Annotated in this window: 24 protein-coding genes; 15 read left to right on the forward strand and 9 right to left on the reverse strand. The window is 64.4% G+C overall.

The annotated features are described in order from the left end of the window. Positions 1-39: 39 nt before the first annotated feature. A complete protein-coding gene (locus tag B9N97_RS34435) occupies positions 40-1,071 on the reverse strand; it encodes an esterase-like activity of phytase family protein (RefSeq protein WP_085092296.1) in 1,032 nt (343 codons plus the stop codon). Between the two features lie 221 nt (positions 1,072-1,292). Here B9N97_RS34435 and B9N97_RS34440 point away from each other — a divergent pair, with 221 nt between their 5' ends. Beyond that, positions 1,293-2,033 carry a sensor histidine kinase gene (locus B9N97_RS34440; RefSeq protein WP_085092297.1) on the forward strand — a complete coding sequence of 247 codons (741 nt, stop codon included), beginning with the start codon at positions 1,293-1,295 and terminating at the stop codon, positions 2,031-2,033. Between the two features lie 15 nt (positions 2,034-2,048). Here the strand turns inward: B9N97_RS34440 and B9N97_RS34445 are convergent, their stop codons facing one another. After that, complete coding sequence (locus tag B9N97_RS34445) at positions 2,049-2,438, reverse strand: NifB/NifX family molybdenum-iron cluster-binding protein (protein WP_085092298.1); 390 nt, start codon at positions 2,436-2,438, stop codon at positions 2,049-2,051. Positions 2,439-2,654: 216 nt separating this feature from the next. Between B9N97_RS34445 and B9N97_RS34450 the strand changes: the two genes are divergently transcribed. From B9N97_RS34450 to B9N97_RS34460, 3 genes are all read left to right on the forward strand, one after another. Then, complete coding sequence (locus B9N97_RS34450; RefSeq protein WP_085092299.1) at positions 2,655-4,919, forward strand: VTT domain-containing protein; 2,265 nt, start codon at positions 2,655-2,657, stop codon at positions 4,917-4,919. Then, on the forward strand, positions 4,916-5,725 hold the full coding sequence (locus tag B9N97_RS34455) for an endonuclease/exonuclease/phosphatase family protein (RefSeq protein WP_085092300.1): 810 nt from the start codon (positions 4,916-4,918) through the stop codon (positions 5,723-5,725). The genes B9N97_RS34450 and B9N97_RS34455 overlap by 4 nt, the downstream gene beginning before the upstream one ends. 266 nt (positions 5,726-5,991) lie before the next feature. Further along, positions 5,992-7,218, forward strand: a complete 1,227-nt coding sequence (locus tag B9N97_RS34460) for a polyhydroxyalkanoate depolymerase (protein ID WP_085092301.1) — start codon at positions 5,992-5,994, stop codon at positions 7,216-7,218. Positions 7,219-7,406: 188 nt separating this feature from the next. Here the strand turns inward: B9N97_RS34460 and eat are convergent, their stop codons facing one another. The 3 genes from eat to B9N97_RS34475 form a co-directional block, all read right to left on the reverse strand. Continuing rightward, on the reverse strand, positions 7,407-8,819 hold the full coding sequence (eat, locus tag B9N97_RS34465; RefSeq protein WP_085092302.1) for an ethanolamine permease: 1,413 nt from the start codon (positions 8,817-8,819) through the stop codon (positions 7,407-7,409). 64 nt (positions 8,820-8,883) lie between these two features. Beyond that, entirely contained in the window at positions 8,884-9,660 is a 777-nt protein-coding gene (gene eutC / locus B9N97_RS34470; protein ID WP_085092303.1) for an ethanolamine ammonia-lyase subunit EutC, read from the reverse strand. After that, positions 9,660-11,051 carry an ethanolamine ammonia-lyase subunit EutB gene (locus tag B9N97_RS34475; protein ID WP_085092304.1) on the reverse strand — a complete coding sequence of 464 codons (1,392 nt, stop codon included), beginning with the start codon at positions 11,049-11,051 and terminating at the stop codon, positions 9,660-9,662. The genes eutC and B9N97_RS34475 overlap by 1 nt, the downstream gene beginning before the upstream one ends. 284 nt (positions 11,052-11,335) lie before the next feature. Here B9N97_RS34475 and B9N97_RS34480 point away from each other — a divergent pair, with 284 nt between their 5' ends. Together B9N97_RS34480 and B9N97_RS34485 are read left to right on the forward strand one after the other, a co-directional pair. Beyond that, complete coding sequence (locus B9N97_RS34480) at positions 11,336-11,524, forward strand: hypothetical protein (RefSeq protein WP_085092305.1); 189 nt, start codon at positions 11,336-11,338, stop codon at positions 11,522-11,524. A gap of 139 nt (positions 11,525-11,663) precedes the next feature. Then, entirely contained in the window at positions 11,664-12,332 is a 669-nt protein-coding gene (locus B9N97_RS34485) for a hypothetical protein (protein ID WP_143266982.1), read from the forward strand. Positions 12,333-12,361: 29 nt separating this feature from the next. Here B9N97_RS34485 and B9N97_RS34490 read toward each other — a convergent pair whose 3' ends face one another. Further along, the gene (locus tag B9N97_RS34490; RefSeq protein WP_348520110.1) at positions 12,362-13,024 is read right to left on the reverse strand and encodes a DUF1194 domain-containing protein; all 663 of its coding nucleotides are present in this window, start codon (positions 13,022-13,024) and stop codon (positions 12,362-12,364) included. Positions 13,025-13,437: 413 nt separating this feature from the next. Between B9N97_RS34490 and B9N97_RS34495 the strand changes: the two genes are divergently transcribed. The 6 genes from B9N97_RS34495 to B9N97_RS35425 all read left to right on the forward strand — a co-directional run bounded on the left by B9N97_RS34495 (position 13,438) and on the right by B9N97_RS35425 (position 21,189). After that, positions 13,438-14,070: a LysE family translocator gene (locus B9N97_RS34495; protein WP_085092308.1), complete on the forward strand. Its 633-nt coding sequence runs from the start codon at positions 13,438-13,440 to the stop codon at positions 14,068-14,070. A gap of 346 nt (positions 14,071-14,416) precedes the next feature. Continuing rightward, a complete protein-coding gene (locus tag B9N97_RS34500) occupies positions 14,417-16,495 on the forward strand; it encodes a putative bifunctional diguanylate cyclase/phosphodiesterase (RefSeq protein WP_085092309.1) in 2,079 nt (692 codons plus the stop codon). A gap of 113 nt (positions 16,496-16,608) precedes the next feature. Beyond that, on the forward strand, positions 16,609-17,538 hold the full coding sequence (gene yddG / locus B9N97_RS34505; protein WP_085092310.1) for an aromatic amino acid exporter YddG: 930 nt from the start codon (positions 16,609-16,611) through the stop codon (positions 17,536-17,538). Between the two features lie 60 nt (positions 17,539-17,598). Further along, positions 17,599-17,991: a type II toxin-antitoxin system PemK/MazF family toxin gene (locus tag B9N97_RS34510; protein ID WP_085092311.1), complete on the forward strand. Its 393-nt coding sequence runs from the start codon at positions 17,599-17,601 to the stop codon at positions 17,989-17,991. Positions 17,992-18,568: 577 nt separating this feature from the next. After that, the gene (locus B9N97_RS34515; protein WP_085092382.1) at positions 18,569-19,882 is read left to right on the forward strand and encodes a tyrosine-type recombinase/integrase; all 1,314 of its coding nucleotides are present in this window, start codon (positions 18,569-18,571) and stop codon (positions 19,880-19,882) included. After that, the gene (locus B9N97_RS35425) at positions 19,879-21,189 is read left to right on the forward strand and encodes a hypothetical protein (RefSeq protein WP_143266983.1); all 1,311 of its coding nucleotides are present in this window, start codon (positions 19,879-19,881) and stop codon (positions 21,187-21,189) included. Before B9N97_RS34515 ends, B9N97_RS35425 begins: the two co-directional genes overlap by 4 nt. Positions 21,190-21,480: 291 nt before the next feature. Here the strand turns inward: B9N97_RS35425 and B9N97_RS35430 are convergent, their stop codons facing one another. Further along, positions 21,481-22,086, reverse strand: a complete 606-nt coding sequence (locus B9N97_RS35430; protein WP_143266984.1) for a hypothetical protein — start codon at positions 22,084-22,086, stop codon at positions 21,481-21,483. A 497-nt stretch (positions 22,087-22,583) separates the two neighbouring features. Here B9N97_RS35430 and B9N97_RS34520 point away from each other — a divergent pair, with 497 nt between their 5' ends. From B9N97_RS34520 to B9N97_RS35435, 3 genes are all read left to right on the forward strand, one after another. Beyond that, positions 22,584-22,850 (forward strand): hypothetical protein, encoded by a 267-nt coding sequence (locus tag B9N97_RS34520; RefSeq protein WP_085092312.1) that lies wholly within the window; start codon positions 22,584-22,586, stop codon positions 22,848-22,850. Positions 22,851-22,904: 54 nt separating this feature from the next. Continuing rightward, a protein-coding gene (locus B9N97_RS34525; RefSeq protein WP_244560564.1) for an IS5 family transposase occupies positions 22,905-23,749 on the forward strand; the annotation gives its coding sequence in 2 pieces (ribosomal slippage) (positions 22,905-23,280 and positions 23,280-23,749; 846 coding nt in all). A 256-nt stretch (positions 23,750-24,005) separates the two neighbouring features. Then, complete coding sequence (locus B9N97_RS35435) at positions 24,006-24,296, forward strand: zinc ribbon domain-containing protein (protein ID WP_143266985.1); 291 nt, start codon at positions 24,006-24,008, stop codon at positions 24,294-24,296. A gap of 567 nt (positions 24,297-24,863) precedes the next feature. Here B9N97_RS35435 and B9N97_RS34530 read toward each other — a convergent pair. Both B9N97_RS34530 and B9N97_RS34535 read right to left on the reverse strand, forming a co-directional pair. Beyond that, complete coding sequence (locus B9N97_RS34530; protein ID WP_143266986.1) at positions 24,864-25,058, reverse strand: hypothetical protein; 195 nt, start codon at positions 25,056-25,058, stop codon at positions 24,864-24,866. A 226-nt stretch (positions 25,059-25,284) separates the two neighbouring features. Continuing rightward, entirely contained in the window at positions 25,285-25,557 is a 273-nt protein-coding gene (locus tag B9N97_RS34535; protein WP_208621360.1) for a helix-turn-helix domain-containing protein, read from the reverse strand. Between the last annotated feature and the right edge of the window lie 119 nt (positions 25,558-25,676).

Consider the following 25,676-nt stretch of genomic DNA (forward strand, 5'->3'; position numbering starts at 1 on the left):
CGTCCGACTTTGGTCGGACGCAGAGGTCATGAGGACGAGTCAGGAGGACGGGCCATGCAGGGCGAAGAGCAGCAGGTAGGTGCGCTGCAGCGGGCTGAAATTGTTGTCGGAGATCAGATAGACCAGCGTTTCCCCCGCCGGCCCCGGCCGGGTGGCGATGCCTTCGAAATTGTCGTTCACCAGCGGCGGCTCCAGCCGCCCAAGCTCCTCGCCGTCCACCACCGCGCCGGCGGTCAACTGGCCCGGCGCCACGCGGACCAGCCGCGACGACCAGCCGCCCAGCAGCGACACCCAGCGCTCCAGCACCAGAACGCCGCCGTCCGGCAGCGGCGCGACGGAGGTCGGGCGGTAGCGCGGAGCGGCGAGATAGGTGAAGGGCTGCCAATCGGCGGCACTGCGCGGAACCCCGTCTCCCTTGATCCCCACCCGGGTAATCCAGGCGCGGCGCTCCCGGCGGCCGTCATCACTCCCCTCCTCCATGGCGAGCAGCCGCCCGTCGGGAAGGCGGGTCAGTGCCTCCAGCCCACCATTCTCCGGCGCGCTGTCCATGCCCGGCGGCAGCGGAATGGGTGTCGGCGTACCCTCCGGCCCTCGCTCGCCGTCCTTATAGCGGAGGATGCGGTGGTCGCGCTCCAGCGAGACCAGCCAGCCGCCGTCGGGCAGCCGCGTCAGATCCTCCGCATCGGTGCGGTGCTTGCTGTGGGAGGTTCCCTCCTCGATCGTCAGCGGACGGGAATGGAGATCGGAGAGGCCGGTCAGCCGCCCCCCGGCATCGGTTTGCAGCCGGCCATCCACCACCAGCCCGGTGTCGCCGATGGCGACGAAACGGTCGCCGGCCGGGTCCACCGACAGGCCGGACAGGCCGCCGACCCGGTCGCCCCCGGCGATGTCCAGCCCGCCCAGAAAGCGCAGCGGCCCGACCGCCAGCCTGCCCGACCGCCCGCGGTCGAGCGGAACCGCGGCGGCCTTGACCGATTCGGGCTCCCCGCCGCCGGCACCGACCACGGCGACGCAGCCGCCGGACAGGGCCACCAGCAGCAGGCTCCATACAACTGTCTTTCGCATCGTCATCGCGCGACTCTTGTCAGTGCAATCGAAAGACACAATCTTTCTTTTGAGGATGCTTTCGTGCATATGGCGACCTGCGGCGCGACCGTTACGGCACATCCATCATACCGGCTAGGCGCGGCGGATTACTCCCTCAGAACCGATGGGGTCCGCGGGACAAGCGCTTAGATTGACGAATGTTTTCGACGATGCCTATCCATGACGACCGAGCCGAGCCCGTTCCCATGCCGATGCTTCCGCGGTCGCAGACCGCCTATTCTCCTCCGGACCAGACCGGCGACGGCGTCGCGCCCGGCGCGTCTGGCGGCGTGCCCGGCGGCGAGGCCGGCGGCATGCCCTTGGCCGACCGGCTGACGGCGCGCATCCAGGAGTTGGAAGCGGAGCTGCGGGAACTGCAGCACCGCGCCAAGAACAGCCTGCAGCTGGTCATCAGCCTGCTGAAGCTGCAGGCCGGCCGCATCCGCGACCCCGACGCCCGCGCCGCCTACGAGCAGACGATGGTCCGCATCGAGGCGCTGGCCATCCTCTACCGCCAGCTGCACGAGAGCGGCGCCGGCACCCATGTCGACCTCGGCCGCTACGTCACCGCGCTGTGCGAGGCGGTGCGGGAAGGCACGCCCGGCGCCCTGTCGCGCGTGCCGGTGACCGTCAATTCCGACCCGATCCAGATCGGCCTGTACGAGGCGATGCCGCTCGGCCTCATCACCGCGGAGCTGGTGACGAACTGCCTGCACCACGCCTTCCCCGACGACGGCTGGATCCGCATCACCGTGCGCCAGCAGGACGACAGCGGCCGTGCCCGCCTGACGGTCGAGGACAACGGCCGTGCGCTCCCCGCCGGCTTCGACACCACCTCCGAAGACGGGATGATGCTGGCCGAGGCGCTGGCCGGCCAGCTCGGCGACACGCTGTCCACCGACAGCGACGCCGCCGGCACCACCGCCAGCGTCAGCTTCCCGGTCTGAAGAGACTCACTCCCCTCAGTGCCGGTGCCCATCATCGTGCTGATGGCCATCATCATGCTCGTGCGGGTGTGCCGGTTCCGGCGCCGGGTCCAGCGTGCCGGCGAACCAGCCCTGGATGGCCCGCACCGGGTCGGTCTCCGTCGTCGTCACCGGTTCGATGCCGCGGCGCTTCATATGGGCGACGAATCCGGCGCCGGACGAGCCGGTGATGACCACCCGCACCGCGTCGATCGGGTGGGGCCGGCCGTCGCCGCAGAGGTGCAGCACCTCCTCCTCCCCCAACTCGATCCGCCCGGTCTCGACCGGGTCGCTGCCGGCCTCGGCCTCATAGACCAGGAAACGGCGGGTGCGGCCGCCATGGGTGGCGATGGTGGCGAAATCCTTGGTGCCGACGGCGATCTTCATGCTCTGCGGTCCCCTCGAGGGTGGTGCCCGGCGACGGCCCAGTCCTGCCACACCCGATCCCCGCCCGCACTGAGCGAGGTCAATCGGCGGATTTTTCGACCGGCGGCGTGGTCCGGGTGGCTGCAATTCCCACCGGCTTTCACCAAATGGCGAAGGGTGGGGAAGGATTGGCCTTCCCACATGTTATGACCCAGGACACGCAGCCGATCGGACACCATGTACGCCCACTCGCCCCAGCCCATCCCGTCAGCCGGATCGCCGCCCGACCCCACCGGGGCCATCGGCGCACTGCGGCCGATCCTGGAGCCGGGGCGGACCTGCTGGCGGGTGGAGGACACCACGAGGCTGGGCGTCATCGTCGATGGGGAGGATTACTTCGCTCTGGCCAAGGCGGCCATGCGGCGCGCCCGGCGCAGCATCTATCTGACCGCCTGGGATTTCGACGCCCGCATCCGGCTGATGCCGCAGACCCGCCGTCCGCGCCGGCCCGACCGGCTGGGCACGTTGCTGAACTGGCTGGCGACCACCCGGCCCGATCTGCACATCCATGTGCTGAAATGGGACTATGCCGAGCTGTTCGACCTCGCCCGCTGGTCGCACCCCTTCATGCTGCGCAACTGGCTGACCCACCGGCGCCTGCAATACCGGCTGGACAGCGACCATCCGACCGGCGCCTGCCATCATCAGAAGATGCTGGTGATCGACGACCGGGTCGCCTTCTGCGGCGGTCTGGACATCACCGCCAACCGCTGGGACACCCGCGCCCATCACGGGCATGACCCGCGCCGGCGCCAGCCCGACGGCAAACCCTACGAGCCGTTCCACGACCTGATGATGGCGGTGGACGGCGACGCCGCCCGCGCGTTGGGGGAGTTGTTCCGCGACCGCTGGGCGCGGGCGACCGGCGAGACGCTGACGCCCCCCGCCCCGGCCCCCGGCCGGCCGGCCCGCCGCCACCCGCTGGCCGCCGATCCCTGGCCGCCCGGCTTCGAGCCGATGCTGCGCGGCGTGCGCGTCGGCATCGCCCGCACCGATCCCGCCTGCAACGGGCGCGAGGCGGTGCGCGAGGTGGAAGCGCTGTATCTTGAGGCCATCGGCCAGGCGCGCGAGGTCATCTATCTGGAAAGCCAGTATTTCGCCTCCACCGCGGTGGCCGAGGCGCTGAAGGCCCGGCTGATGGAGCCGGACGGGCCGGAGGTGATCGTCGTCAACCCGGTGCGCACCACCAGCTGGCTGGAGAACACCGTCATGCTGGGCGCCCGCGCCCGGCTGACCCGCGAGCTGCGCGAGGCCGACCGCCATGGCCGCTTCCGCCTGTTCGCCGCGCTGACCGACAACGGGGCCTGCATCACGGTGCATGCCAAGGTGATGGTGGTGGACGACTGGCTGCTGCGCATCGGCTCGGCCAATCTCAACAACCGCTCGATGGGCCTCGACACCGAGTGCGACCTGGCGCTGGAGGCCGGGCCGGGGCCGGAGCATGCGGAGACCCGCCGCGCCATCCGGCACACCCGCGACGACCTGATCGCCGAGCATCTGGGATCCACCGCGGCGGCAGTCGCGGCGGCGCACCGTCGGCTGGGCTCGCTCGCCGCCGCCATCGACCAGCTGCGCAAGCCGATCGGCCGCACGCTGGAGCCGCTGCACGACCCCGAACCCGACGGGCTGGCCGCCGCCGTCGCCGACGCCCGCGTCTTCGATCCCGAACATCCGGTCGGCGCGGTGGAGATCGTCCGCCGGGTGCTGCCGTCGCGCATCCCGCGCACCCGCCATTGGCTGACGCTGGCCGGCATCCTGACCCTGCTGGGGCTGTGGGGCATGTGGCGCTACACCGCGCTCAGCGAATGGGCGACGCTGGGCTCCGTGCTGACCGTCTTCCACAGTCTGGGCGAGAGTCCGCTGGCGCCGCTGTGGCTGATGCTGGCCTATGTCGCCGGCGGCTACGTCATGTTCCCGCTGACGGTGATGATCGCCGCCACCGCCATCGTCATGGGGCCGTGGTGGGGCTTTCCCACCGCCATGGCCGGGGCGGTCGCCTCTGCGGTGGCGATGTTCTGGACCGGGCGGATGGCCGGGCGCAACCTGCTGGACCGCCATGGCGGCCCGCTGATCGCCCGCATCAACGAGAAGCTGGCCGACAGCGGCATCGCCGCGGTGGCCGGCGTACGCGCCGTGCCGGTGGCGCCCTATACGATAGTGAACCTCGCCGCCGGCGCGTCGAAGCTGCGCTTCGGCGACTATGTGATCGGCACCATGGTCGGTCTTGCGCCCGGCATCCTTGCCTTCAATCTGCTCGGGCACCAGCTTGAGCGCACAATCACCGACCCCGGGGCCGCCGACATCGCGCTGCTTGTGGGGATGGCGGCGGTGGCGATCGGGCTCGGCTGGGTGACCAGCCGCCTTCTCGGCCGGTCCGGCGGAAGCAAGACCGGTGAGGACCGGCCAGACGACAGGGCAGACGAAAGGATTTTGGAACCGTGATCCGTTTCAGCCGTGACCGTGTCCAGCGCATCGCCGCCGCGTTGCGCGCCGCCCGCGCCCGCCGTCCCCGCCGTGCCGACCGCCGCAGCAACCCCATCCCGGACGGCATGGCGGCGCTCAGCGTCGCCACTTGGAACATCCACAGCTGCGTCGGGCTCGACGCCCGATTCGCCCCCGACCGCATCGCCCAGGTGATCCGCGACCTCGACGTCGACCTGATCGGCCTGCAGGAGGTCGGCTGGCACCATCGCGGCGAATCGGGGATGGACCAGTTCGCCTTCCTCGAACGGAACACCGGGCTGAAGGCCTTCGCCGGCCCGACCAAGCACAGCGAGCGCGCCCATTACGGCAATTGCCTGCTGACCCGCCTGCCGGTACGGTCGATGGAGACGATGGACCTGTCCGTCGGCAAGCGCGAGCCGCGCGGCGCCATCGACGCGGTGGTGGAGGTGCAGGGCCGCCCCGTCCGGGTGATCGTCGCCCATCTCGGCCTCGACCCCTGGGAGCGGGCCAAACAGGTGGGTGACATAGTGTCGCGGGTGGAAAGCCAGCCGGAGCTGCCCACCCTGTTCATGGGCGACCTGAACGAATGGACGCCCAGCTCCCCCCGGCTGCGCCAGCTGGCGGCCTCCTTCGCCGACGTCGCCAATCCGCGCAGCTTCCACGCCCGCATGCCGACCCTGCGGCTCGACCGCATCTATGTGACGGGAGGCTTGCAAATCCCCGCTTTCGAGGTGGTCCGCACCATCCTCACCCGTCGGGCATCGGACCACCTGCCGGTCCGCGCGGTGCTCGCCGTCCCCTGATCGTCAGCTGCCATCCCAGAACGTCAGTATGACCAACGGAGTCACGCGCCGAGGTCATAGCGGGATTGTTGCGGTTGATAATTTTTTGTGCAGTGCAATGTTCTTTCAACAACAGAGCTTTGCAAATGCGAAGAGGCTCTTGACCTATACGCGACCCCTGACGAAGGATATGGTTGGTAATACGATCAATAAGCTGATCGAAGGAATAACGAACCGGACCATCGTACCCTGGCCGACCGGGGGTAGCCGTGACGTGAGGATCTGATTTGCTGTATCACCTGTACGACATGCAACACGCCGCCATGCGGCCGATGCGTTTCTGGGCCGAAGCCGCCCAGCACACCTTCCAGAACCCGCTGATGCCGTTGTCCTACACCAAGCTTGGCCGGGCGGTCGCCGCCGGGGCCGAGCTGGTGGAGCGGACGACCCGCCGCTTCGGCAAGCCGGCCTTCGGGCTGGCGGAGACGGTGGTCGACGGGCAGACCGTGCCGGTCACCGAACGCTTCGTCTGGCAGTCCCCCTTCTGCAAGCTGCTGAACTTCGCCAAGCCGGAAGGCACGCCGCGCCAGCCCAAGGTGCTGCTGGTCGCCCCGATGTCGGGCCACCACGCCACGCTGCTGCGCGGCACGGTCGAAGCGCTGATGCGCGACCATGACGTCTACATCACGGACTGGATCGACGCGCGGCTGGTGCCGATGGCGGCCGGGCGATTCGACCTTGACGACTACATCGACACGGTGGCGGAGCTGATCCGCTTCCTGGGCCCCAACACCCACGTCATCGCGGTGTGCCAGCCGGCGGTGCCGGTGATGGCGGCGGTGTCGCTGATGGCGGCGGCCGACGAGCCGGTGCAGGCGCGCAGCATGACCCTGATGGGCGGCCCGATCGACCCGATGGCCAACCCGACGGTGCCGGTCAAGCTGGCGATGGAACGCCCGCTGAAGTGGTTCGAGCGCAGCGTCATCACCACGGTCCCGGTCTATTATCCGGGCGCCTTCCGCCGCGTCTATCCGGGCTTCATCCAGTTGTCGGGCTTCATGTCGATGAACCTCGACCGCCACATCAACGAGCATGTCGGGCTGTTCCGCCACCTCGTCCGCGGCGACGGCGATTCGGCCGAGCAGCATCGCCGCTTCTACGACGAATATCTGTCGGTGATGGATCTGTCGGCGGAATTCTACCTGCAGACCATCGAGACGGTGTTCCAGAAGCACGCCCTGCCCGAAGGCAAGATGGTCTCGCGCGGCCGCAAGGTGGAGCCGGCGGCGATCGCCAAGACGGCGGTGATGACGGTGGAGGGCGAGTTGGACGACATCTCCGCCCCCGGCCAGACGATTGCGGCGCAGCGCCTGTGCTCGTCGCTGCCGGACGGGATGCGCAAGACGCATTTCCAGAAGGGCGTCGGCCATTACGGCATCTTCAACGGCCGCCGCTGGCGCGAAAGCATCCTGCCGGAAATCCGCAGCTTCATCCGAAGCCACGACGGCGAGTGAGGGGGAGTTGGGGGCGCGCCGGCTGCGGGTGCCCCCTCCCTAACCCTCCCCCGCTTCGCGGGAGAGGGGACTGCCGCCGTCTTGCGAATCCACCCTCTCCCGCAAAGCGGGGGAGGGAGGGACCCGCTCGTAAGAGCGGGAGGGAGGGGGCACCCGTTAGGCACCCCCATCCACCCCCCACCCCCTCCTCAATCCACCATCGTCCGCGCCTCGGTGAAGGCATCCATGTGCCCCAGACCGGAGGCGCCGCCGGCCTTCACCCGCATGCCGGCGGTGGCGACATGGAACAGGTAGCCCAGCGCGAACAGCGCCACGAACAGCCCGAAAACCAGGGCGTTGTAGTAGACCATGGTCACCAGGGCCAGCACCGCCAGCACCAGCGAGATCGCCGGGAACACCGGATAGAAGGGCGCACGGTACGGCCGCTCCAGCGCCGGTTCGGTGGCGCGCAGGCGGAACAGCGCCGCCATGCTCATGATGTACATGACGATGGCGCCGAACACCGACATGGTGACGATGTTGGCGGTCAGCGGCTGCCCGCCGATCTGGATGAACTGGTCAGAATAGATGGCGGCGATGCCGATGACGCCGCCGGCCAGGATGGCCCAATGCGGGGTCTTGCGGGTCGGGTGCAGGCGGGCCAGCACCGGCGGCAGGAAGCCGGCGCGCGACAGCGCGAAGATCTGGCGCGAATAGCCCATGATGATGCCGTGGAAGGACGCGATCAGGCCGAACAGGCCGATCCACACCAGCATGTGCAGCCAGCCGCTCGATTCACCGACCACCGCCTTCATCGCCTGCGGCAGCGGGTCGTTGATGTTGGACAGCGCGTTCCAGTCGCCGACGCCGCCGGCGAAGATCATGGTGCCGAAGGCCAGCACCACCAGCGTCAGGATGCCGCCGATATAGGCGCGCGGCACCGTGCGCTTGGGATCGCGGGTCTCCTCCGCCGCCATCGCCGCCCCCTCGATCGCCAGGAAGAACCAGATGGCGAAGGGGATCGCGGCGAAGATGCCGCCGAAGGCGTCCATGCTGAAGCTGGGCGATCCCGCCCAGCCGTTGGCGGTGAAGTTGGCCCAGGAGAAGCCGGGATAGACGACGCCCATGAACACCACCAGCTCGATGATCGCCAGGATGGTGACGAACAGCTCGAAGGTGGCGGCGATGGACACGCCGGCGATGTTCAGCCCCATGAAGATGACATAGGCGCCGACCGCCGCTGTCTTCGGGTCCAGCCCCGGAAACTGCACGTTCAGATAGGCGCCGATGGCCAGCGCGATGGCCGGCGGTGCGAAGACGAACTCGATCAGCGTGGCGAAGCCGGCGACGAAGCCGCCTTTCGGCCCGAAGGCGCGATAGCTGTAGGCGAAGGGACCGCCGGCATGGGGAATGGCGGTGGTCAGTTCGGTGAAGCTGAAGATGAAGGTGGTGTACATCGCCGCGATCAGGATCGTGGTGACGAGGAAGCCAAGCGTCCCCGCCGCCGCCCAGCCGTAGCTCCAGCCGAAATACTCGCCGGAGATCACCAGCCCCACGGCGATCCCCCACAGATGGAGCCCGCTCAGGCTCTTGCTCAATTCAGGCTTCGTGTTCCCAGACATGTTGCCTCCTGCCCCTGTTCAAGGCTTTGAAAGTCACGGCATTGGTGCCGATGGCGGCGCTCTCTCAGGAATTGCCGATCCGTTGGTTTTTCTCGTTGTCCGGACCGGCAAGGGACGGGGCGTCCTCTTTCAGGGCGACCCCCGTCAGCTTCAGCCGCGCCGCCTCGGTGGCGAGCCAGCACAGCTTGTCGGCGGCCGTCTGAATGGACAGGCCGCCGGCATGGATGTTGGAAATGCAGTTGCGTTCGGAATCGGCGCGGCCGGGCTTGGGGTCCCAGGTCAGATAGGCGCCCAGCGAGTCCGCGGCCGACAGGCCGGGCCGCTCGCCCACCAGCAGCGCCACCAGCCGGGCGCCCATCGCCGACGCCACCTCGTCGCCCAGCGCCACCCGCGCCTGTCCGGCCAGCACCACCGGCCCGATGCGCAGATGCCCCAGCCGCGCCAAACAGGCATGGACCAGCGGCGCGGCATTCACCTGCACCGCAGCGGCCGACAACCCGTCGGCGATGACGAACAGCAGGTCCCATTCCCCGGCCGGCAACCCGGCGGCACTGTCCGGGTCGAGCCGGCGGCCGAGGTCCGGCCGGCGCAGATAGGTGGGCCGGTCGGATGCCGCGCTGTGGACGCGGATGGTCTCCAGCGGCGACAGGTCGGCGGCCAGCCGGTCGAAATCGACCGCGCTGTGCACCGCGTCGCGGGCGCGGGCATGGGCAAGCTGGAATTCCAGCAGCGCCTTGGTCGGCAGGGCGTCGCCGCTGCGGCCGAGCGCGATGCGGGCGCGGGTGGCGCTGCGGAAGCGCGCCCACGGATCCTTGGGATTATCCTTGGGATTGTCGCTCATCAGGCCGCACTCCCCAGCAGGGCGGAGACGACGAGGCTCTGGTCGGGCCAGGGCGGCAGGCGGCGCTGCTCGTCGAGCCAGCCGGCCTTGTCCAGCCACGCCTCGAACTCCGGCGCCGGCGGGCGTTTCAGCAGATGCCGCAGGCCGAGCACGTCGTGGTAGGACAGGCTCTGGTAGTTCAGCATGACGTCGTCGGCACCGGGCACCGCGATCAGGAAATTGACGCCCGCGGTCGCCAGCATCGTCATCAGGACGTCCATGTCGTCCTGGTCGGCCTCGGCATGGTTGGTGTAGCAGACGTCGCAGCCCATCGGCACGCCCAGCAGCTTGGCGCAGAAATGGTCCTCCAGCCCCGCCCGCGTGATCTGCTTGGCGTCATAGAGATATTCAGGACCGATAAATCCCACCACCGTATTGACCAGCAGCGGATCGAAGGCGCGGGCGACGGCATAGGCGCGGGCTTCCACCGTCTGCTGGTCGACGCCGAAATGGGCGTCGGCCGACAGCGCCGAGCCCTGCCCCGTCTCGAAATACATGACGTTGTCGCCGATGGTGCCGCGCTTGAGCGACTTGGCGGCATCCTGCGCTTCGGCCAGCAGCGACAGGGTGACGCCGAAGCCGGCATTGGCCTTCTCGGTGCCGGCGATGGACTGGAACACCAGATCGACCGGCGCCCCGCGCTCCATCGCCTGCATCGTCGTGGTGACATGGGCCAGCACACAGGACTGCACCGGAATGTCGAAGCGGGTGCGCACGGCGTCCAGCATCTCCAACAGCGCGATGCAGGCCGGCACATTGTCGGTCGCCGGGTTGATGCCGATCACCGCGTCGCCGATGCCGTACAGCAACCCGTCCAGCGTCGAGGCGGCGATGCCGGTCGGGTCGTCGGTCGGGTGGTTGGGCTGCAGCCGGCTCGACAGCCGGCCCGGCAGCCCGACCGTGGTACGGAAGCGGGTAACGACCGAGCATTTGGCGGCGACGCAGACCAGATCATGGTTGCGCATCAGCTTGGAGGCCGCCGCCACCATCTCCGGCGTCAGTCCGGGGGCGAGCGCCCCCAGCGCCGCGGTGTCGGCATCATAGGACAGAAGCCAGTCGCGGAACTGCCCGACCGTCATGTGCGCCACCGGCCGGAAGGCGTCGGCGTCGTGGCGGTCGATGATCAGGCGCGTCACCTCGTCGGTCTCGTAAGCGACCAGCGCCTCGCTGAGGAAGACCTTCAGCGGCAGGTCGGCCAGCACCATGCGCGCCGCCACCCGCCGTTCGTCGCTGTCGGCGGCGATGCCCGCCAGCTCGTCCCCCGACCGCCGCGGCGAGGCGCAGGCCATCACCGCCTTCAGGTCGTCGAAACGGTGGCGCTGCCGCCCCAGATCGCAATGGTACCCGGCCATGCCGCCCTCCCGCCCGTCTCATCCTGGGACGAGAGTGGCACGGGAAACGCGGCGGGCAGTTGACCGTAGAACACAAAATGCGGGTGGGTCAGAAGCCCCACCGGGGTCCCTCTCCCGCCCCGGAGAGGGAGCATACCCCCTCCGGGCAAACCCCGGTCCAAGCGGAAGCGTCAGCGGAGCAATCGGCTAGGCGGCCGAACCCAAGGCCGGGCGGTCCCGTTCCCTATCGCACTGCAGCGCGCCGCCCGTCACCGGACGCCGCGCGCCACAAGAAGGAGACCGTCATGCTGACGCTGTTGCGCACCGCCGTCCTGGTCCTGCCTCTGGTCGCCGTCGCCGCCTGCCACAAGGACGGTCCGGCCGAGCGGGCCGGCGAATCCATCGACAACGCGGGCCAGAGCGTCAAGGACGCCATCGACCCGCCGGGTCCGGCGGAAAAGGCCGGCCGCGCCATCGACCGCGCGGTTGACTGACAGGACCGGCGGGCGCTGCCCGCCGCCCCGTCCTCGCGAGACTCGACTTCTTTCTGCTGCTTAGGCACGATTATTTTAGTTGCGGTGGAAAATTTACCATACCGCAGGGTTGCATAAGCATGTATGCAGGGAGGATCTGATGTCGTTGAACGGCAATGATTACTTCACTTACTTCTTCGACGGAAACACCGCAGGCTGCCACAGAGAAGCAGAGCAGGTGAAATCAATAACGAAAGGAAAGTTTACATATCATATACATTTGTCCGGTCAATATAATGACGGAACGACCACCAAACATAACTCATTCGCCAAGAAGCATTTGATCACGTTCAAGGGCGGCAAGGGTCACGACAAAGGTGGCCGGTCGGCAGACCCGGACCATAAGGCGCAGGGAATCCTGGCCCATCGCTTCAATAAGAAGACCGTCAACGCCTACAATCTGGAGCGCGAAGCCAAATTCAACGCTCTCAGTGCCGATGGGCAGGGAAAATACGCCAAGGTAGCCTTGGGCGGAGCCGTCACCAAGCGCAACACCGTCGTCATCTGTGATTACCTCGACCCTGCCGAGCTGTGGGATGCGTTCGCCCGCGGCCTCCACGAAAAGTCTCCATGGAGGGCGGGTGACAAGAAGGCCATCCTCGTTGATTTCAAGCTGCGCAAGACGTCGAAGGACTATTGCATCCTAAGCCGCGACGCCAGCGGCCTTGTAACGCAGGAAGGAACCGCGATGCATGTCCTGGCCCATTGCACCGAAATTTCCGGAAAGAACCTGACCTGCCACATCGTGCACTTCGAAGGCGTGGAATAGCCGCGCGAACCACTGTCTGGACAGTTGGATCAACGGGCGGCAAGGTCCTGTCCCCGCCCCACCGGCGGAACGCCCGACACCTCCAGCAGCAGTTTGCTGAGAATGGCGTCGGCAAAGGCGTCGAAGTCGCGGGCGGGCACCAGGAAGGCGCCGGGGCCGCCGATGACATGGTCGCGGTAATAGCCCTCCAGGTCGTTCGGCGCCGCGCCGCCCCAGGGGTTGGGGCGGTCGTTGAGGATCGGCAGCCCGTTGATCGTGATGCCGCGGGCGACCGCGGCGTCGCGCGCCTCCTCCACCGGACGGCCGCGATTGTTCTCGCCGTCCCCGGAAATGTCGATGACCCGCCGCATGCCCTCGAACCCGTTGTTGTCGAACAGCGGGACGACATAGTCGATGGCGGCGCTGATCGAGGTCCATTGCTCCGTCATCATGGGCGCCTCCGCCACCATGGCGGCGAAGCGCTCGACGCTGGCCGGGTCGCTCAGTTCGGTCCAGGCGACGACCACGTGCTGGTGGCTCTCGCCCGCCCATTCCACATAGGTGGCGCCGATCCGGCCGAAGGGACCGCCGCGGATCGCCGCCTGCACCTTCGGGTTCAGCAGCGCCTGGACATAGCCGTTGCGCTGCAGCTTCGCCTCGTCCGGGTCGACGCTGCCGGACACGTCCACCGCCAGGACCAGTTCCAGGTCCACCGGCGTCTGCGCCGCGGCCGGAACCGCGGATAAGCACAAGCATAAGGGAGCGACGACGAGCAGGGAGGCGAGGAGGCAGGCACGGCTATAGGCCAAGAGACGGTATGCACGCATACGCACCCTCCTTCTCGCCACCGGTGTCCCGGCTGCCGCGCCGAAGGAAGGGCCGCGCCGGACGAAGGATTGAGGATTGGTATGCGAAGCTTCTCTGTCCATGCCCCGCCGGGCTATTCCGGCAGTCGCGAACGGCCAGTGCGGGGTACTCCGACGCCGTGCCGGTCTCCGCGGGCCCCGGCCTTCGCGAGCATGGCTGTGTTTCGCCGGAGCCGCTTGCGGCGGAGCCGGGCGCATGCTGCTGTGGTGCGGCAGATTGCTGCACAACCCGGCATCCCCGCTCTTGAGGCTCCCCAATCATGATGTGGCAGACGCTCGCCTTCTTCTTCGCCACCGCCTTCGTGATCTCGGCCACGCCGGGCCCGAACATGCTGCTGGCGATGAGCCTCGGCCTGCGCTTCGGCGCAAAGCGGGCCGCCTGGGGCGGCGCCGGCATGTGCGCGGCGCTGGCGGTGATGGCGGCGCTGTCGGCCTTCGGGCTGGGCGCCCTGCTCTCCACCTCGGTCCTGGCCTTCGAGATCGTGCGCTGGGCCGGCGTCGCCTACCTCACATGGCTCGGCATCGCCGCATGGCTGGCGCCGGTCGAACAGCCCGGCGAGCGTAACACCGCCGCCGTATCCGGCGAGGGCACGCCCGCCCGCCTGTTCCTGCGCGGCGCGCTGGTCGCCTTCAGCAACCCGAAGGCGCTGGTGTTCATGGGCGCCCTGTTCCCGCAATTCATCGACGCCGCCGCCCCGCTGGCGCCGCAGCTGATGGCGCTGGTCGCCACCATGGTGGTGATCGAGTTCGGCTGGATCATGGCCTATGCCACCGGTGGCGACCGGCTGGCGGCCAAGCTGACCACGGTGTCGGCGGCCAAGTCGCTGAACCGCCTGACCGGCGGCCTGATGATCGGCGCCGGCGGCCTGCTGGCGCTTGCCCGCCGGGTCTGAGCCGCAAGCCTCTTCCTCCCATCCCCGAAAAGAAAAAGGGCCGCGCAATCGCGCGGCCCTGAAGTTTAGGGAGGAAACGCCCCGAGAATGGGCAAGGCCAAGATATGCTGCGGCGCACACGAACTGGTATTACCAATGCTGAATGGTAGCCATGCGCCGCGGGAATGGGCCCATGCAGCAATATGCATTGTCAGCAATAGAGCGAGTCCCCGGTTACAAAAATTTCACGGAACCGCCGCGCCGCGGTCATCGCCCATCCCACTAATGCTTCGGTTCGCCGCCTCTGCCGAAAGGCTTAAGCCCGACAGATGCGGCGGTGCGAAACATGCGGCCGAGGAACGGTGCGATGGCGATCCCAGTCCTGCGCAGCCTGACGCTGAAGCAGGCGATTCACGCGGTTCTCGCCGCCTTCGTCATCGGCCTGACCATCACCGCGGCCGAATTCGCCTGGACCGCCAGCCGTGAGCGCGCCACGGCCCTGGCCCAGATGGCGGACGCCGTCGCCCTGGTGGACGGGCCGGCCGCCACCGCCGCCTGGCTGATCGACGCGGAACTGGCCGGTCAGGTGCTGCAGGGCATGGTCCGCGCCAATGCCGCCTGGGCCGAGATCCGGCTGGGCGACGGCACCCTGCTCGCCCGCCGCGAACGCGCGGCCGGACCGGCGACCCTGCCGGTGCGCGCGGCGACCGCGCTGCTGTTCATCGACCGGCCGGTGGTGGCGCATGACCTGACGACCCCGCCGAGCGGCTACAAGGCCGCCGGCGTTTCCCGCATCGGCACGCTGATCGTCGGCATCGATACCGGGCGGGCGGCGTCGGGATTTCTCGCCTATGTCTCGGCGGCACTGGTGGCGGGGACCCTGCGCAACCTGCTGATCGGGCTGGCGATGGCGGCGGTGTTCCACCGGCTGCTGACCCGGCCGCTGCTGCAGATCGGCCGCGCGGTGGCGCGGATCGACCCGGAAAAGCCCTATGGCCAGCCGCTGGCCGTGCCGCGCGGCCATGCCGACGACGAGCTTGGCTTCGTCATCGCCCGCTTCAATCACACCCTGACCCTGCTGGAGCGCGAGCATGACGAGCTGCGGCGGCTGGCGACGCGCTGCCCGCTGACCGGGCTGGCCAACCGGGCGCTGCTGCTCGACCGGCTGGACCACGCCATCGAACTGGCGAACCGCGCGCGGGAGCCGGACTCCGGCCGGCTGGCGGTGCTGTATGTCGACCTCGACCGCTTCAAGCGGATCAACGACAGCCTGGGGCACAGCGTCGGCGACCTGCTGCTCTGCCGGGTGGCGGAGCGGCTGGGCGCCAGCGTTCGCCGCTGCGACACCGTCGGCCGGCTGGGCGGCGACGAGTTCCTGGTGGTGCTGGAGCGCGTCGCCGACCGCGACGAGGCCGCCATGGTGGCGCAACGGCTGCTCGACGGCCTGTCCTCCCTGCGCGAGGTGGGGGAGCATCGCGTCCACCTCACCGCCAGCATCGGCATCGCCGTCCATCCCCAGCAGGGCAACGGCCAAGAAACCGTGGAAACGCCCGACAGCACCGGCCTGATGCGGATGGCCGATTCGGCGATGCAGGCGGCCAAGACGGCGGGCGGCGACCGTTTCGTCTTCTACACCCGCGACATGACCGACCGCGCCGAGACCCGGCTGCGGCTGGAATCCGGCCTGCGCGAGGCGGTGGCGGCGCGGGCCTTCGAGCTGGTCTATCAGCCGAAGATCGAGGCGGCCGGCGGACGGCTGACCGGTTTCGAGGCGCTGATCCGCTGGCGGCACGAGGGGGCGGCGATCTCCCCCGCCGACTTCATCCCGGTGGCCGAGGACACCGGCCTGATCATTGAGATCGGCCGCTGGGTTCTGGAGGAGGCCTGCCGCACCGCGACCCGCTGGGCGCTCGACCATGGCCCGGTGCCGGTGGCGGTCAACGTCTCCGCCCGCCAGCTCGCCGACCCCGGCTTCGCCCGGCTGGTCGAGCAGGTGCTGCAGCGCCACGGCACCCCGCCCCACCTGCTGGAGCTGGAAATCACCGAGACCGTCATCATGAAGGATGTGCGCCACCATCTGCCGACGCTGAACCGGCTGCGGGCGTTGGGGGTGCGCATCGCCATCGACGATTTCGGCACCGGCTATTCCTCGCTGGCCTATCTGCGCCAGTTGCCGGTGGACGTGCTGAAGATCGACCGCAGCTTCGTCAACGACCTGCCGCACGCCCCCGACATCGCCTCCACCGTCATCGCGCTGGCGCAGCGGCTGCTGCTGTCCACCGTGGCGGAGGGGGTGGAGACCGCCGAGCAGCGGCATTGGCTGGCGGAGGCGGGCTGCGACTGCCTGCAGGGCTTCCTGATCTCGCGCCCGCTGGCGGCCGAGGCGGCGGAAGCGATGGTGATGACCGCCTTCGCCCGAAACGAGGCGCTGCCCCTGACGGCCTGAGGGGACGGCATAGGGCCGGAGTTTCGGTCAACGCGCGGCGGAGGTCCGGTCAAGACAGGCCGCCGCCGGCCGGCTATGGTCGCCTCCCCCGCGCCAACCGACCGACACGCATCATGACCGTCTCCGCCACCTTGCCTGATCGCCGATCCGTCAACCGCGCCACGCTGGTCGGCTTCACCGCCATCCTGCTGTGGGCGACTCTGGCCCCGTTGGCCACGCTGGCCTCGATGGTGCCGCCGTTCCAGCTGGTGGCGACCTCCTTTTTCCTGGCCTTCCTGGTCGGCAGCGGCTGGACGGTGTCGCGCGGCGACAACCCCTTGCGCTATTTCCGCCAGCCGCCGGCGGCCTGGGCACTGGGGGTCGGCGGGCTGTTCGGCTTCCACTTCCTCTATTTCATGGCGTTGCGGCTGGCACCGCCGGTGGAAGCCAACCTGATCAACTACCTGTGGCCGCTGCTGATCGTGCTGTTCTCCGCCCTGCTGCCGGGAGAGCGTCTGCGGTCCTGGCATGTCGGCGGCGCGCTGGCCGGGCTGGCGGGCACGGTGCTGCTGATCGTGCGCGGCGGGAGCGGCGGCCTGGGAGGGGGTGTTTCCATCGATCCCGCTCATCTTCCGGGCTATGCCATCGCCCTGTGCAGCGCCGTCACCTGGGCCGGCTATTCGGTGCTGCGCCGCCGGCTGGGCCAGATCGGCGAGGCGCCGACCGACGCGGTCAGCGCCTTCTGCCTCGTCACCGCGCTCCTGTCGCTGCTCTGCCATCTGGCGCTGGAGCAGACGGTGTGGCCGCAGAGCGCCGCCGGCTGGGGAGCGATGCTGCTGCTGGGGCTGGGGCCGGTGGGGGCGGCCTTCTTCGTCTGGGACTATGGCGTGCGCCACGGCGACATCCGGGCGCTGGGGGCGCTGTCCTATCTGGCGCCCCTGCTGTCGACCCTGCTGCTGGTCCTGTTCGGCCTAGCCCCCAACTCCGGCATCATCTGGGTGTCCTGCGCCCTGATCGCCGGCGGGTCGCTTCTCGCCAGCAAGGATTTGCTGCGGCGGAGGTAAGAGCAACCGGAGAACAGCCTCCTGCTTGAACAGAAGCGGCATGAATGCTACCCAGAGGACATGCCGATCACCTTCCATCCCTGCCGTGGCTCGATTCTCATCTGCGACTTCGATACCGGTTTCCAACCACCGGAGATGATCAAGGTCCGGCCGGTCGTGGTGGTTTCCGCTCGTCGCCGTCGTGGGCCGGGCCTGTGTACCGTGGTGCCCTTGAGCAGCGTTGAGCCGGACCCGATCGAACCATATCACCACCAATTGTCGCCAATCGCTTATCCGCCAGCTCGGGGAGCGATATGGGCCAAATGCGATATGGCAGTGACGGTTTCTTGTAGTCGTCTCGACCGGGTCAAAGTGAAACTATCGAATGGACAACGACAATACCTAGTTTACACAATGCCTGCCGATGACATGACTGCAATCGACAACTGCCTCCGGATCGCGCTCGGTCTGTAAAGGCTTGGCTAATGCAAAAACTTCTCTCACCGTAAGGCCTTGACTATCCGCGAGAAAAGTCACCATATAGTGATGTTCCCGCACTGTCGGCATTTGTCGGCAACGGGCTTGGAAGACCACGGGCGACCGTGGCAGGTTCCGGCAGATGGCGATGACAAGCTGGCCGGGACCTCAAGAATCGGGCCTCACCGGAAACGGTGAGGCCCTTGTCATTTCTCATTGCCCGTCTCAGTCTCAAGCCTCCACCCCCTGCGCGGCGGCCGCCACATCGTGACGGGCGCGGTCGGCGCCGGCCAGGCCGTTGAAGTACCAGTTCAGCGCCACCGCCGTCAGGGTGCCGAGCAGGATGCCGCTGTGCAGCAGCGGGAAGCGGTTTGACTGATGGGCTAGGTTTGTCGAACCAGCGCTAACGCCGGCATTGGAAGCGTTGATTTCCTTGCCGCCTTGAGCAACACTAGCGCTAACGGGCTGCTGCTGGCGATAGGCCGGACAGTTCGACAGAAGTTTGACAGACGGCGCTATCGTCCGAAGTCAATTGACTGGCCTGCGCTACACCTTGCACTGAGGGGGCTTGCAGTTGGCGAGACAAATCAAGAACACCAAGATTGACACGCGGAACGCCCGCGATGCCATCCCTATCGGTGCGGCGATCATCTATGCAGACCTTGGCGTCGACGGGGCCGACCTCGGATACCGAAAGGGAAAGACTGGCGGGAAGTGGGTGCTTCGCCGCTATGTGGGAGCAAAGAAGTATGCCGTCGAAACTCTAGCTCTGGCCGATGACCGGGCCGACGCGGATGGCGTAGGGGTCCTGAACTATCGTCAGGCGCAGGCTCTCGCCCGTAGCCGGCATGAAGCGCTGACCCGACAGGAACGAGGCCTGCCAGACTCCTCCGGCCCCTACACCGTAGCGCACGCTATGGCCGACTACCTTTCGCACAAGGAGGCAGAGGGCGGAAAGTCGGTTGACGATGCGCGCATCCGGTCTGATGCCCTAATCGTCCCACAGATCGGCGGCATTGAGGTCGCCAAGCTCACCCCTAAGCACATCCGCGATTGGATGGGCAAGATCGTAAAGACGCCGCCTAGGCTCCGGACAAAGGCGCCCAAAGACGGGAAAGGGCCGCCCCCTGTCCGGTACAGGGATGTTGATCTTGGCAGTCCTGAGATAGTTAGGAAGCGCAGGGCGACCGCAAACCGGATGCTCGGCATTCTCAAGGCTGGACTAAACCTCGCCTGGAGGGAGGGGCGGACCCCCTCGGACGAAGCGTGGCGCAAGGTCCAGCCCTTCAGAGAGGCCAACGCCGCACGTCTGCGGTACCTTTCGGTCGACGAGGCGCGGCGCCTTATCGAGGCGGCAGAGGGTGGGTTCCGCGCGCTGGTAGAGGCTGCGCTCCAGACCGGGGCGCGCTATTCCGAACTGGCGAGCTTTCGAGTGTCCGATTTCAATGCTGACGCAGGAACTGTTCACGTCCGAGCCAGCAAGGGAGGCAGAGCGCGGCACATCGTCCTGACCGATGAGGGCAATGAACTCTTTCGCCGCCTGTGCGAAGGGAAAGCACCCACTGGCCATATCCTTGTCAGGGACGACGGGTCGCAATGGCGCAAGGGCTACCACTTGAGGCTCATGCGTGAAGCGGCGGAACGGGCCGGCTTTGGCCCTGACGTCTCCTTCCACATCCTGCGGCACACATGGGCATCGCTGGCCGTCATGAACGGCGTTCCGCTCATGGTGGTTTCGGCCAACCTCGGGCATGCAGACACGCGCATGGTGGAGCGCCACTATGGGCACCTTGCTCAGAGTTACAAGGCCGATGTGATCCGGGCCAATGCCCCACGTTTCAGCATGAGCGCTGATACGAGCAGCGCTCTTCCCCTGGAGGCAAAATGAATAACAAACCTGCTAACTTGGAAGAAGCCAATTTGCTAGATATTGCGCTCGGCACTGCTGATACGCAAATGACCAACGAACATGAAAAGGACGTCGGCAAAGATATTTTTGCTAGTTACAGGATTTACCAAGAACCAAAAACAATAATGCAAAACTATGTTAACATAATTGTTTCTTATTTTCACTCCAATGATGTTGACGATCCCCCATCCGTTGATGATGTTCCAGAGGGCCTCCGCGATCTTGCTAGAGCTAACTGGCATATCGCGGAAGCTTCGATATTGACCGCACGTTCTGTTTTTCGATCCGGGCATGAATATTTTACACCGGATGTTTGCCATGCTCTTTCTAAAGTGACTGACGATCAGTTCTACGACGCGGAAGAAGAAGTTTGGAGCGAAATTAGATACAGGTTCCAAGAGGCACTATGGAGACATAGTGCAGGCTATTGCGGTGAGCATCGCGCGGCTATTTACAATAGCTTCGCCGAAGCGGTTCGTGTTGCACATGTCGCCAGCGCGTCTCTACTTCCTAACCGCTACCGCTCGTTCCAGCGACTCGCGCCACTTCTTATTGATGTTGCAAAGGGGCACGAATGGTCAACTGCAGTGTTCGTAGAAGGCGCGTTGCGATACCTAAAGGAAACAGACCGTCATAACATAGTAAATAATCCACGGAAGAAAGCCAACAAGGAACACTACAATGATGAAGAGGGCGAGCGCTCCAGAGGTACGGAACGAGTTGGTCCCGCTTGGTTTCACCAACTAACTGTATTCCTTCTTCATCTCTGCCAGATAAAGGTTATAGAGCTTACACCGGCTATCGTAGCTTTGGCTTCTTACGCCTCAACAGTGCCCAACTCTGGCGCAAAGAGTGCGAAGGCTGCGCGCTTCCTTGAAGCGCTGCAAGAAGACAAACGTCCAGTGTTCGCGCATGAGGCTCCTATTACCGTGATCGTGGCGAAACGCCTTGCATGGGAATTGCTAGCTTATGCAGACGCCAATAGGCAAATTTCCTATATGCGGAAGATTGAACGCGCCGTAGCCTTCTGCCGCGGGCGCTTGGCTTCATCTGGAGAAATGCCTAACCCAAATGAACTATCTCAAGCATCTGGTTTGTCTTGGACAGATGCCGAAGATTTGCTGAACAGCCATGTTCTTTTGTATGAGGTGGATGAGTACCACGTCCGCTGGCTGAGAGCCGTTGAACACGCAGAGGATTGCCCTGATTGTCGTGCCCTGGCAGAGAGTCCGGAAATGGAGCGCTACAAGAAGGGTGGGAAGCGCCTTCCCTCATCTACTGACTGATGCTGATAAATCCTTGGAGGCATCGGTCAACGTGGTGCCCCTCCATGCTGACCGGGCCTTGGTCTGAACCCCGGTCGGCGCCAGCGGGTAGTCCGATGCCATCGGATTACCCAGGTAACTACCTAGTGGGCCGAACCAGATGGGCATTGGTACGTTTGGAACGATACATCCGGTCTGGCGCTATGCACAATCTACCTGCTTCTCCAACAAAGAGAAGGGTAGAATAATTTGACGCGTATCACGCTAATTTCCGAGAATGGAGGAGATGTAGAAAGGCTAAGAGGTGACAATTCATAGCACAAATGTGTAAATAATTCCCAGAAGAACCATCGCCGCTACTGAAAGTATTGTATGTGTATCGCTCCAGTTCAAGCTAATCCGGAAGGTTGGCGAGACTGCCCATCGCCTATCCATAGCGTAGATATAGAGTCTTATTGCATAGATATGCGTGGCTAAATACAGTGGCATTTGTGTAAAAAACGAAGTGAATGATCCAAAGCCTGGGAGACAAAATATCTTAGGGCTAAACATATCAGAAATATTTCCACTAAACTCTATTCCAATAACAAGCGGAACAATGTAAGGGGGAGAAAATTTAAATATAAAATGGAAAATTGCTTTCAAAATAGAATGACTGTAAAATCCACTATTTTCGTATACTTTACTATATTCCTCAGAATTTGAAAAAATTAGACAGATGAAATCCTTGATAATCACTATATGCGTTATAATTACTAAGGCCAGCGTTATCACAGACTTAAAAATGTTGCCTTCATCTATATAACAGGCGCCCCTTCCATTGGCAATTTCTGGCCAAATTGAGGCAATTTCGTTAATGATATAAGCGATGAATACCAAAAGAACAAATTTCCTAACAATCGAGAGTATAGTCTTCATTGTATAATGTTCTCCGTTGTTGTATTGGGTCTATCTATCCAAGAAACATCTAATGCGCGCACCTACTACCGGTGTTAAGTACCTGTTATGGACAGATTGTTGCAGATAACAATGATAATGAAGCCCTTTGTGGCCCCGCACGACTCTCCCTTGGTATTGGCTGTAGGAGCACCGCAATCGGCGTCTTAAACGGTCATGACGGAAGTGCAGTCTAATGACCAGAGCTAAATGGACCGTTTCGTATGTAGAACGACACGTCCGGTCTGGTTCGGTCCACGAGTCGCTCAACGGCATTGCTCTGAACTCAAGCTCAGGACGCAAGCCATCGATAGATAGACAGGACGCGTGGAAGGCTGTTCGTATTCAGCATGAATGGAACTCTTGCCTGCCAGAGAGATTGACCGCCCATCTTACGCCGCCTCACCTTATGGACAGATGCGGCAACATCATAATCAGCACACGATAGCCCCTCTACATTCACTTGCGAGGGTTTGGTGATGGTCAAGGTCAATGAAGCCGAATGGGATAAGGCCAGAAAGCTCAACGCAAATGGCGGGAACAGGCTCACTGAAGTGGAGAAGGAGCTGTTGGGGAGAGCGATACGACTGGAATTTCCGATCATCCATGTCAGCCTTCTTCCTGAAATTGCTGACCTGTTTAGGGAGCTTGCCGATACCATCGACAGAGCTTTGGAGTCCCAAGAGGGAACACTTCGCTCCAGGCTGGCTCACAGCCCGTTTCGAAAGTTGTCGCTGACGTGGTGAGGGTCTGACGTAAAGGCTGTTGGCAGGGGACACACACCCTGCCGGAGGCCGCCGATGTGGACGCCCGAGGACCGCCGGCTGGTTGGCGATTACGGCGCCGGCCAAGCCCTGAGCGATGACCAGTACCGCTTGATCGAGCCCCTGATTCCGTCAGCCAAGCCCGGTGGACGGCCCCGCAGTACGGACATGCGTCGGTTGCTGGACGCCCTGTTCTATGTGGTGCGGACCGGCTGCCAATGGCGCCATTTGCCGCCCCCGCCGGCCTTTCCGCCCTGGCCCACGGTTTACCGCTACTTCCGCGCCTTCCTGGAAGCCGGCGTGTGGGAGGCCCTTCGCCACCATCTGGTGGTGATGCTGCGCGAGCAGGAAGGCCGTGATCCGACACCCTCGGCCGCCATCCTCGACACCCAGAGCGTCAAGACGACGGAAAAAGGGGCGCCCGAGGCTTTGACGCGGCCAAGAAGATCAAGGGCCGCAAGCGTCACATCGCCGTCGACACCTCGGGCTTCCTGCTCGGCGTCCTCGTCCACGCCGCTGACATTCAGGACGCCGACAGCGCCGGAGCGCTGCTGACGCGGATCAAGCGGCTCTACTGCTGGCTGCGCGCCATCTTTGCCGACAGCATCTACAATCGGATGCCGGTGATCCTCGCCTGCTTCCTGCTCGGGCTGACGCTGATCATCGTCCGGCGCATCGCCGGCGGCGGCTTCATCCTCGTTCCCCGCCGCTGGGTGGTCGAACGATCATTCGGCTGGCTCGGACGGTGGCGACGCTTGTCAAAGGATTACGAGGAGCGCACCGACGTCGCCGAGGCCATGGTCACCATTGCCGCCATCAGGATCATGATACACCGCCTCGCTCACCCAAACCGAAAGCGGCTTCCTTCACCAGACTTTTGAAACGGGCTGTCAGATCAAGTACGAAGCTCGCATGTTCCAAGGGATTGTCAGGGATCGCCGGGTAGAGCTGGAAAAGGCAGAGCGGGAGGAGGGATTGGAGCGTTGACCGTTTGAGAGTGAGGAACGGGATGCCCGAAGCTTTCTGCGATTAAAATCTCACTTTGTCGCACGTAGGGACACACGATGTGATCGACCCAAAGCGTCGGTCGTGGTACCGATTTAGGGTTATAACCTTAACTCGGTAAGGAAGGTAACCATGGCCTACGTATGCGGGCATTGTGGAACTCAGGTCTCGCAGCGTGTTTGTACAGGTTGTGGAGCTATAAAGGTTCATGGAATGACGGCAAGCGAACAGAAAGGAGTTATGGGCCTCGGAGCTTTTGCGGGATTTTTATTAACAACTTTTGTGGCGGGTAAATTCAATATGAGCTTTTCCCTAGGAGAAATCGCCATCACAGCAGCAGTTGTGGCGCTGATATTCCTTGGGGTTGGCATGCATCTACACAAAGATACTATTAGGTTTATAAGAACTGAGAGGCGACTATAACCACATAGATGATAATTTAAGGGGTGCGCCACGCACCCCCTATATTTTTCGCGAAACCCTCCGAGTTGTCCAAGTAACTTCTGGACCCCTTCTATACAAGATACTGTTTTATTCCAACTTGCGCACTTAAGCTCGCTCCATAGATTTCGCAAAGCGAACATTAAAGGATTGAGGTATTAGTTAATATCGCAAGCTGCGTCGTCCTCCGCCTTTCTGCGCCGTACCCAACGGTCCGTGCAGCGACCAGCTTCGCCCATATTTATGCGTTCTGGATTGAAAAGACAGTATACCGGGCCATACATGTCGTAATGTTTGGTGTAGCTCCCCAGGCTTGGCCCATCATATCCTACATCTCGCAATCTTTTCTCGATGTAATCGCTATGACGTTCGACGTCGGTAGCTCCAAGCTGCGTTTGTTCGTCATTGAAGCACCCATCCTCTTCAAGAAGAGTGAGCAATTTCTTCGCAATGTCATCAGTTATTTCCGTGCGAGGCTTTTCCACATTTCTTCCTTGAGTGCTATCGTTTCAGGCGGAGTATTTACTATGTGTCCAGTTTATAGTTGCCTTACAGCCTCCTCAGCACAAGATCGGAACAGGGCTTCATGGCCGACGAAGACAGGCGGGTGAACTCGTCCTCACTCTTCGTCGCTTGGTCCAGCGTCTGCCAGTCGTTGGCGCCCGGCTTGGCGCGCTGGACTGCCGCCAGAGCAAGGGCCTGATACCGCTCAACAGTGACCGACTTAGACAGGTTGTCCGTCATGCACTTGCACGCGGCCGGGGTGCCGTGCTGCTGAGTGCAGTTCGCCTGCACCTGTTCCCAGGTCGTGGGGCGAGCCGCCGCCGTCTGACACCCGGCAAGAGAGGGCAGCCGCCCCGATCAGGAAGGGAAGTCTCAGCATCATGGTCCAGCCCCGAGCATGCGCGCGAGCGTCCATCGCCCAGCGCAACCGGGGCAGCATGAGGCAGCAATCGTCGGCTGTCGAGGCTTAGATAAGCCCTTTGCGCAGGCGCACGCCCGGCCCGCCGTCGCCCCGATACTCCCCTTCGCCGATGAACTCGACGCCAGCCGCCTCAAGGGTCTTCTGGAGCTTCTGGATCGTCTCGTACAGCGCACCGCGCCCCTTCTCAATTCGGCGCACGGTGTTGACGCCAATGCCGCATTCGTCGGCCAAGCGCTCAGCCGACCAATCCAGAGCGGCACGGGCCATGCGGAGCTGTTCGGGAGTCATGCTGCCAATGTCACAGAGGGTCGCTGTCATCTGGCACCTTGGGGCAATTCAAACTATTGCGGCAAGCATACCTCGGATGTATGGTTGGTTTCCACCCACTCGTGGGTGACTTCCCCCGAAAGGTTGAGACATGAAAAGCGTGATCGGCA

It is taken from the genome of Azospirillum oryzae (assembly GCF_900177515.1).
GTDB classification, from domain to species: domain Bacteria; phylum Pseudomonadota; class Alphaproteobacteria; order Azospirillales; family Azospirillaceae; genus Azospirillum; species Azospirillum oryzae_A.

Coding starts and splice junctions, on each gene's coding strand:
- B9N97_RS34475 (WP_085092304.1), bottom strand. CDS start 11,051: ATGGCCGGGTACCATTGCGATCTGGGGCGGCAGCGCCACCGTTTCGAC.
- eat (WP_085092302.1), bottom strand. CDS start 8,819: ATGTCTGGGAACACGAAGCCTGAATTGAGCAAGAGCCTGAGCGGGCTC.
- B9N97_RS34450 (WP_085092299.1), top strand. CDS start 2,655: ATGTACGCCCACTCGCCCCAGCCCATCCCGTCAGCCGGATCGCCGCCC.
- B9N97_RS34480 (WP_085092305.1), top strand. CDS start 11,336: ATGCTGACGCTGTTGCGCACCGCCGTCCTGGTCCTGCCTCTGGTCGCC.
- B9N97_RS34510 (WP_085092311.1), top strand. CDS start 17,599: ATGCCGATCACCTTCCATCCCTGCCGTGGCTCGATTCTCATCTGCGAC.
- B9N97_RS34445 (WP_085092298.1), bottom strand. CDS start 2,438: ATGAAGATCGCCGTCGGCACCAAGGATTTCGCCACCATCGCCACCCAT.
- yddG (WP_085092310.1), top strand. CDS start 16,609: ATGACCGTCTCCGCCACCTTGCCTGATCGCCGATCCGTCAACCGCGCC.
- B9N97_RS34485 (WP_143266982.1), top strand. CDS start 11,664: ATGTCGTTGAACGGCAATGATTACTTCACTTACTTCTTCGACGGAAAC.
- B9N97_RS35435 (WP_143266985.1), top strand. CDS start 24,006: ATGGCCTACGTATGCGGGCATTGTGGAACTCAGGTCTCGCAGCGTGTT.
- B9N97_RS34440 (WP_085092297.1), top strand. CDS start 1,293: ATGCCGATGCTTCCGCGGTCGCAGACCGCCTATTCTCCTCCGGACCAG.
- B9N97_RS34495 (WP_085092308.1), top strand. CDS start 13,438: ATGATGTGGCAGACGCTCGCCTTCTTCTTCGCCACCGCCTTCGTGATC.
- B9N97_RS34530 (WP_143266986.1), bottom strand. CDS start 25,058: ATGACGGACAACCTGTCTAAGTCGGTCACTGTTGAGCGGTATCAGGCC.
- eutC (WP_085092303.1), bottom strand. CDS start 9,660: ATGAGCGACAATCCCAAGGATAATCCCAAGGATCCGTGGGCGCGCTTC.
- B9N97_RS34435 (WP_085092296.1), bottom strand. CDS start 1,071: ATGACGATGCGAAAGACAGTTGTATGGAGCCTGCTGCTGGTGGCCCTG.
- B9N97_RS35430 (WP_143266984.1), bottom strand. CDS start 22,086: ATGAAGACTATACTCTCGATTGTTAGGAAATTTGTTCTTTTGGTATTC.
- B9N97_RS34535 (WP_208621360.1), bottom strand. CDS start 25,557: ATGACAGCGACCCTCTGTGACATTGGCAGCATGACTCCCGAACAGCTC.
- B9N97_RS34520 (WP_085092312.1), top strand. CDS start 22,584: ATGGTCAAGGTCAATGAAGCCGAATGGGATAAGGCCAGAAAGCTCAAC.
- B9N97_RS34500 (WP_085092309.1), top strand. CDS start 14,417: ATGGCGATCCCAGTCCTGCGCAGCCTGACGCTGAAGCAGGCGATTCAC.
- B9N97_RS35425 (WP_143266983.1), top strand. CDS start 19,879: ATGAATAACAAACCTGCTAACTTGGAAGAAGCCAATTTGCTAGATATT.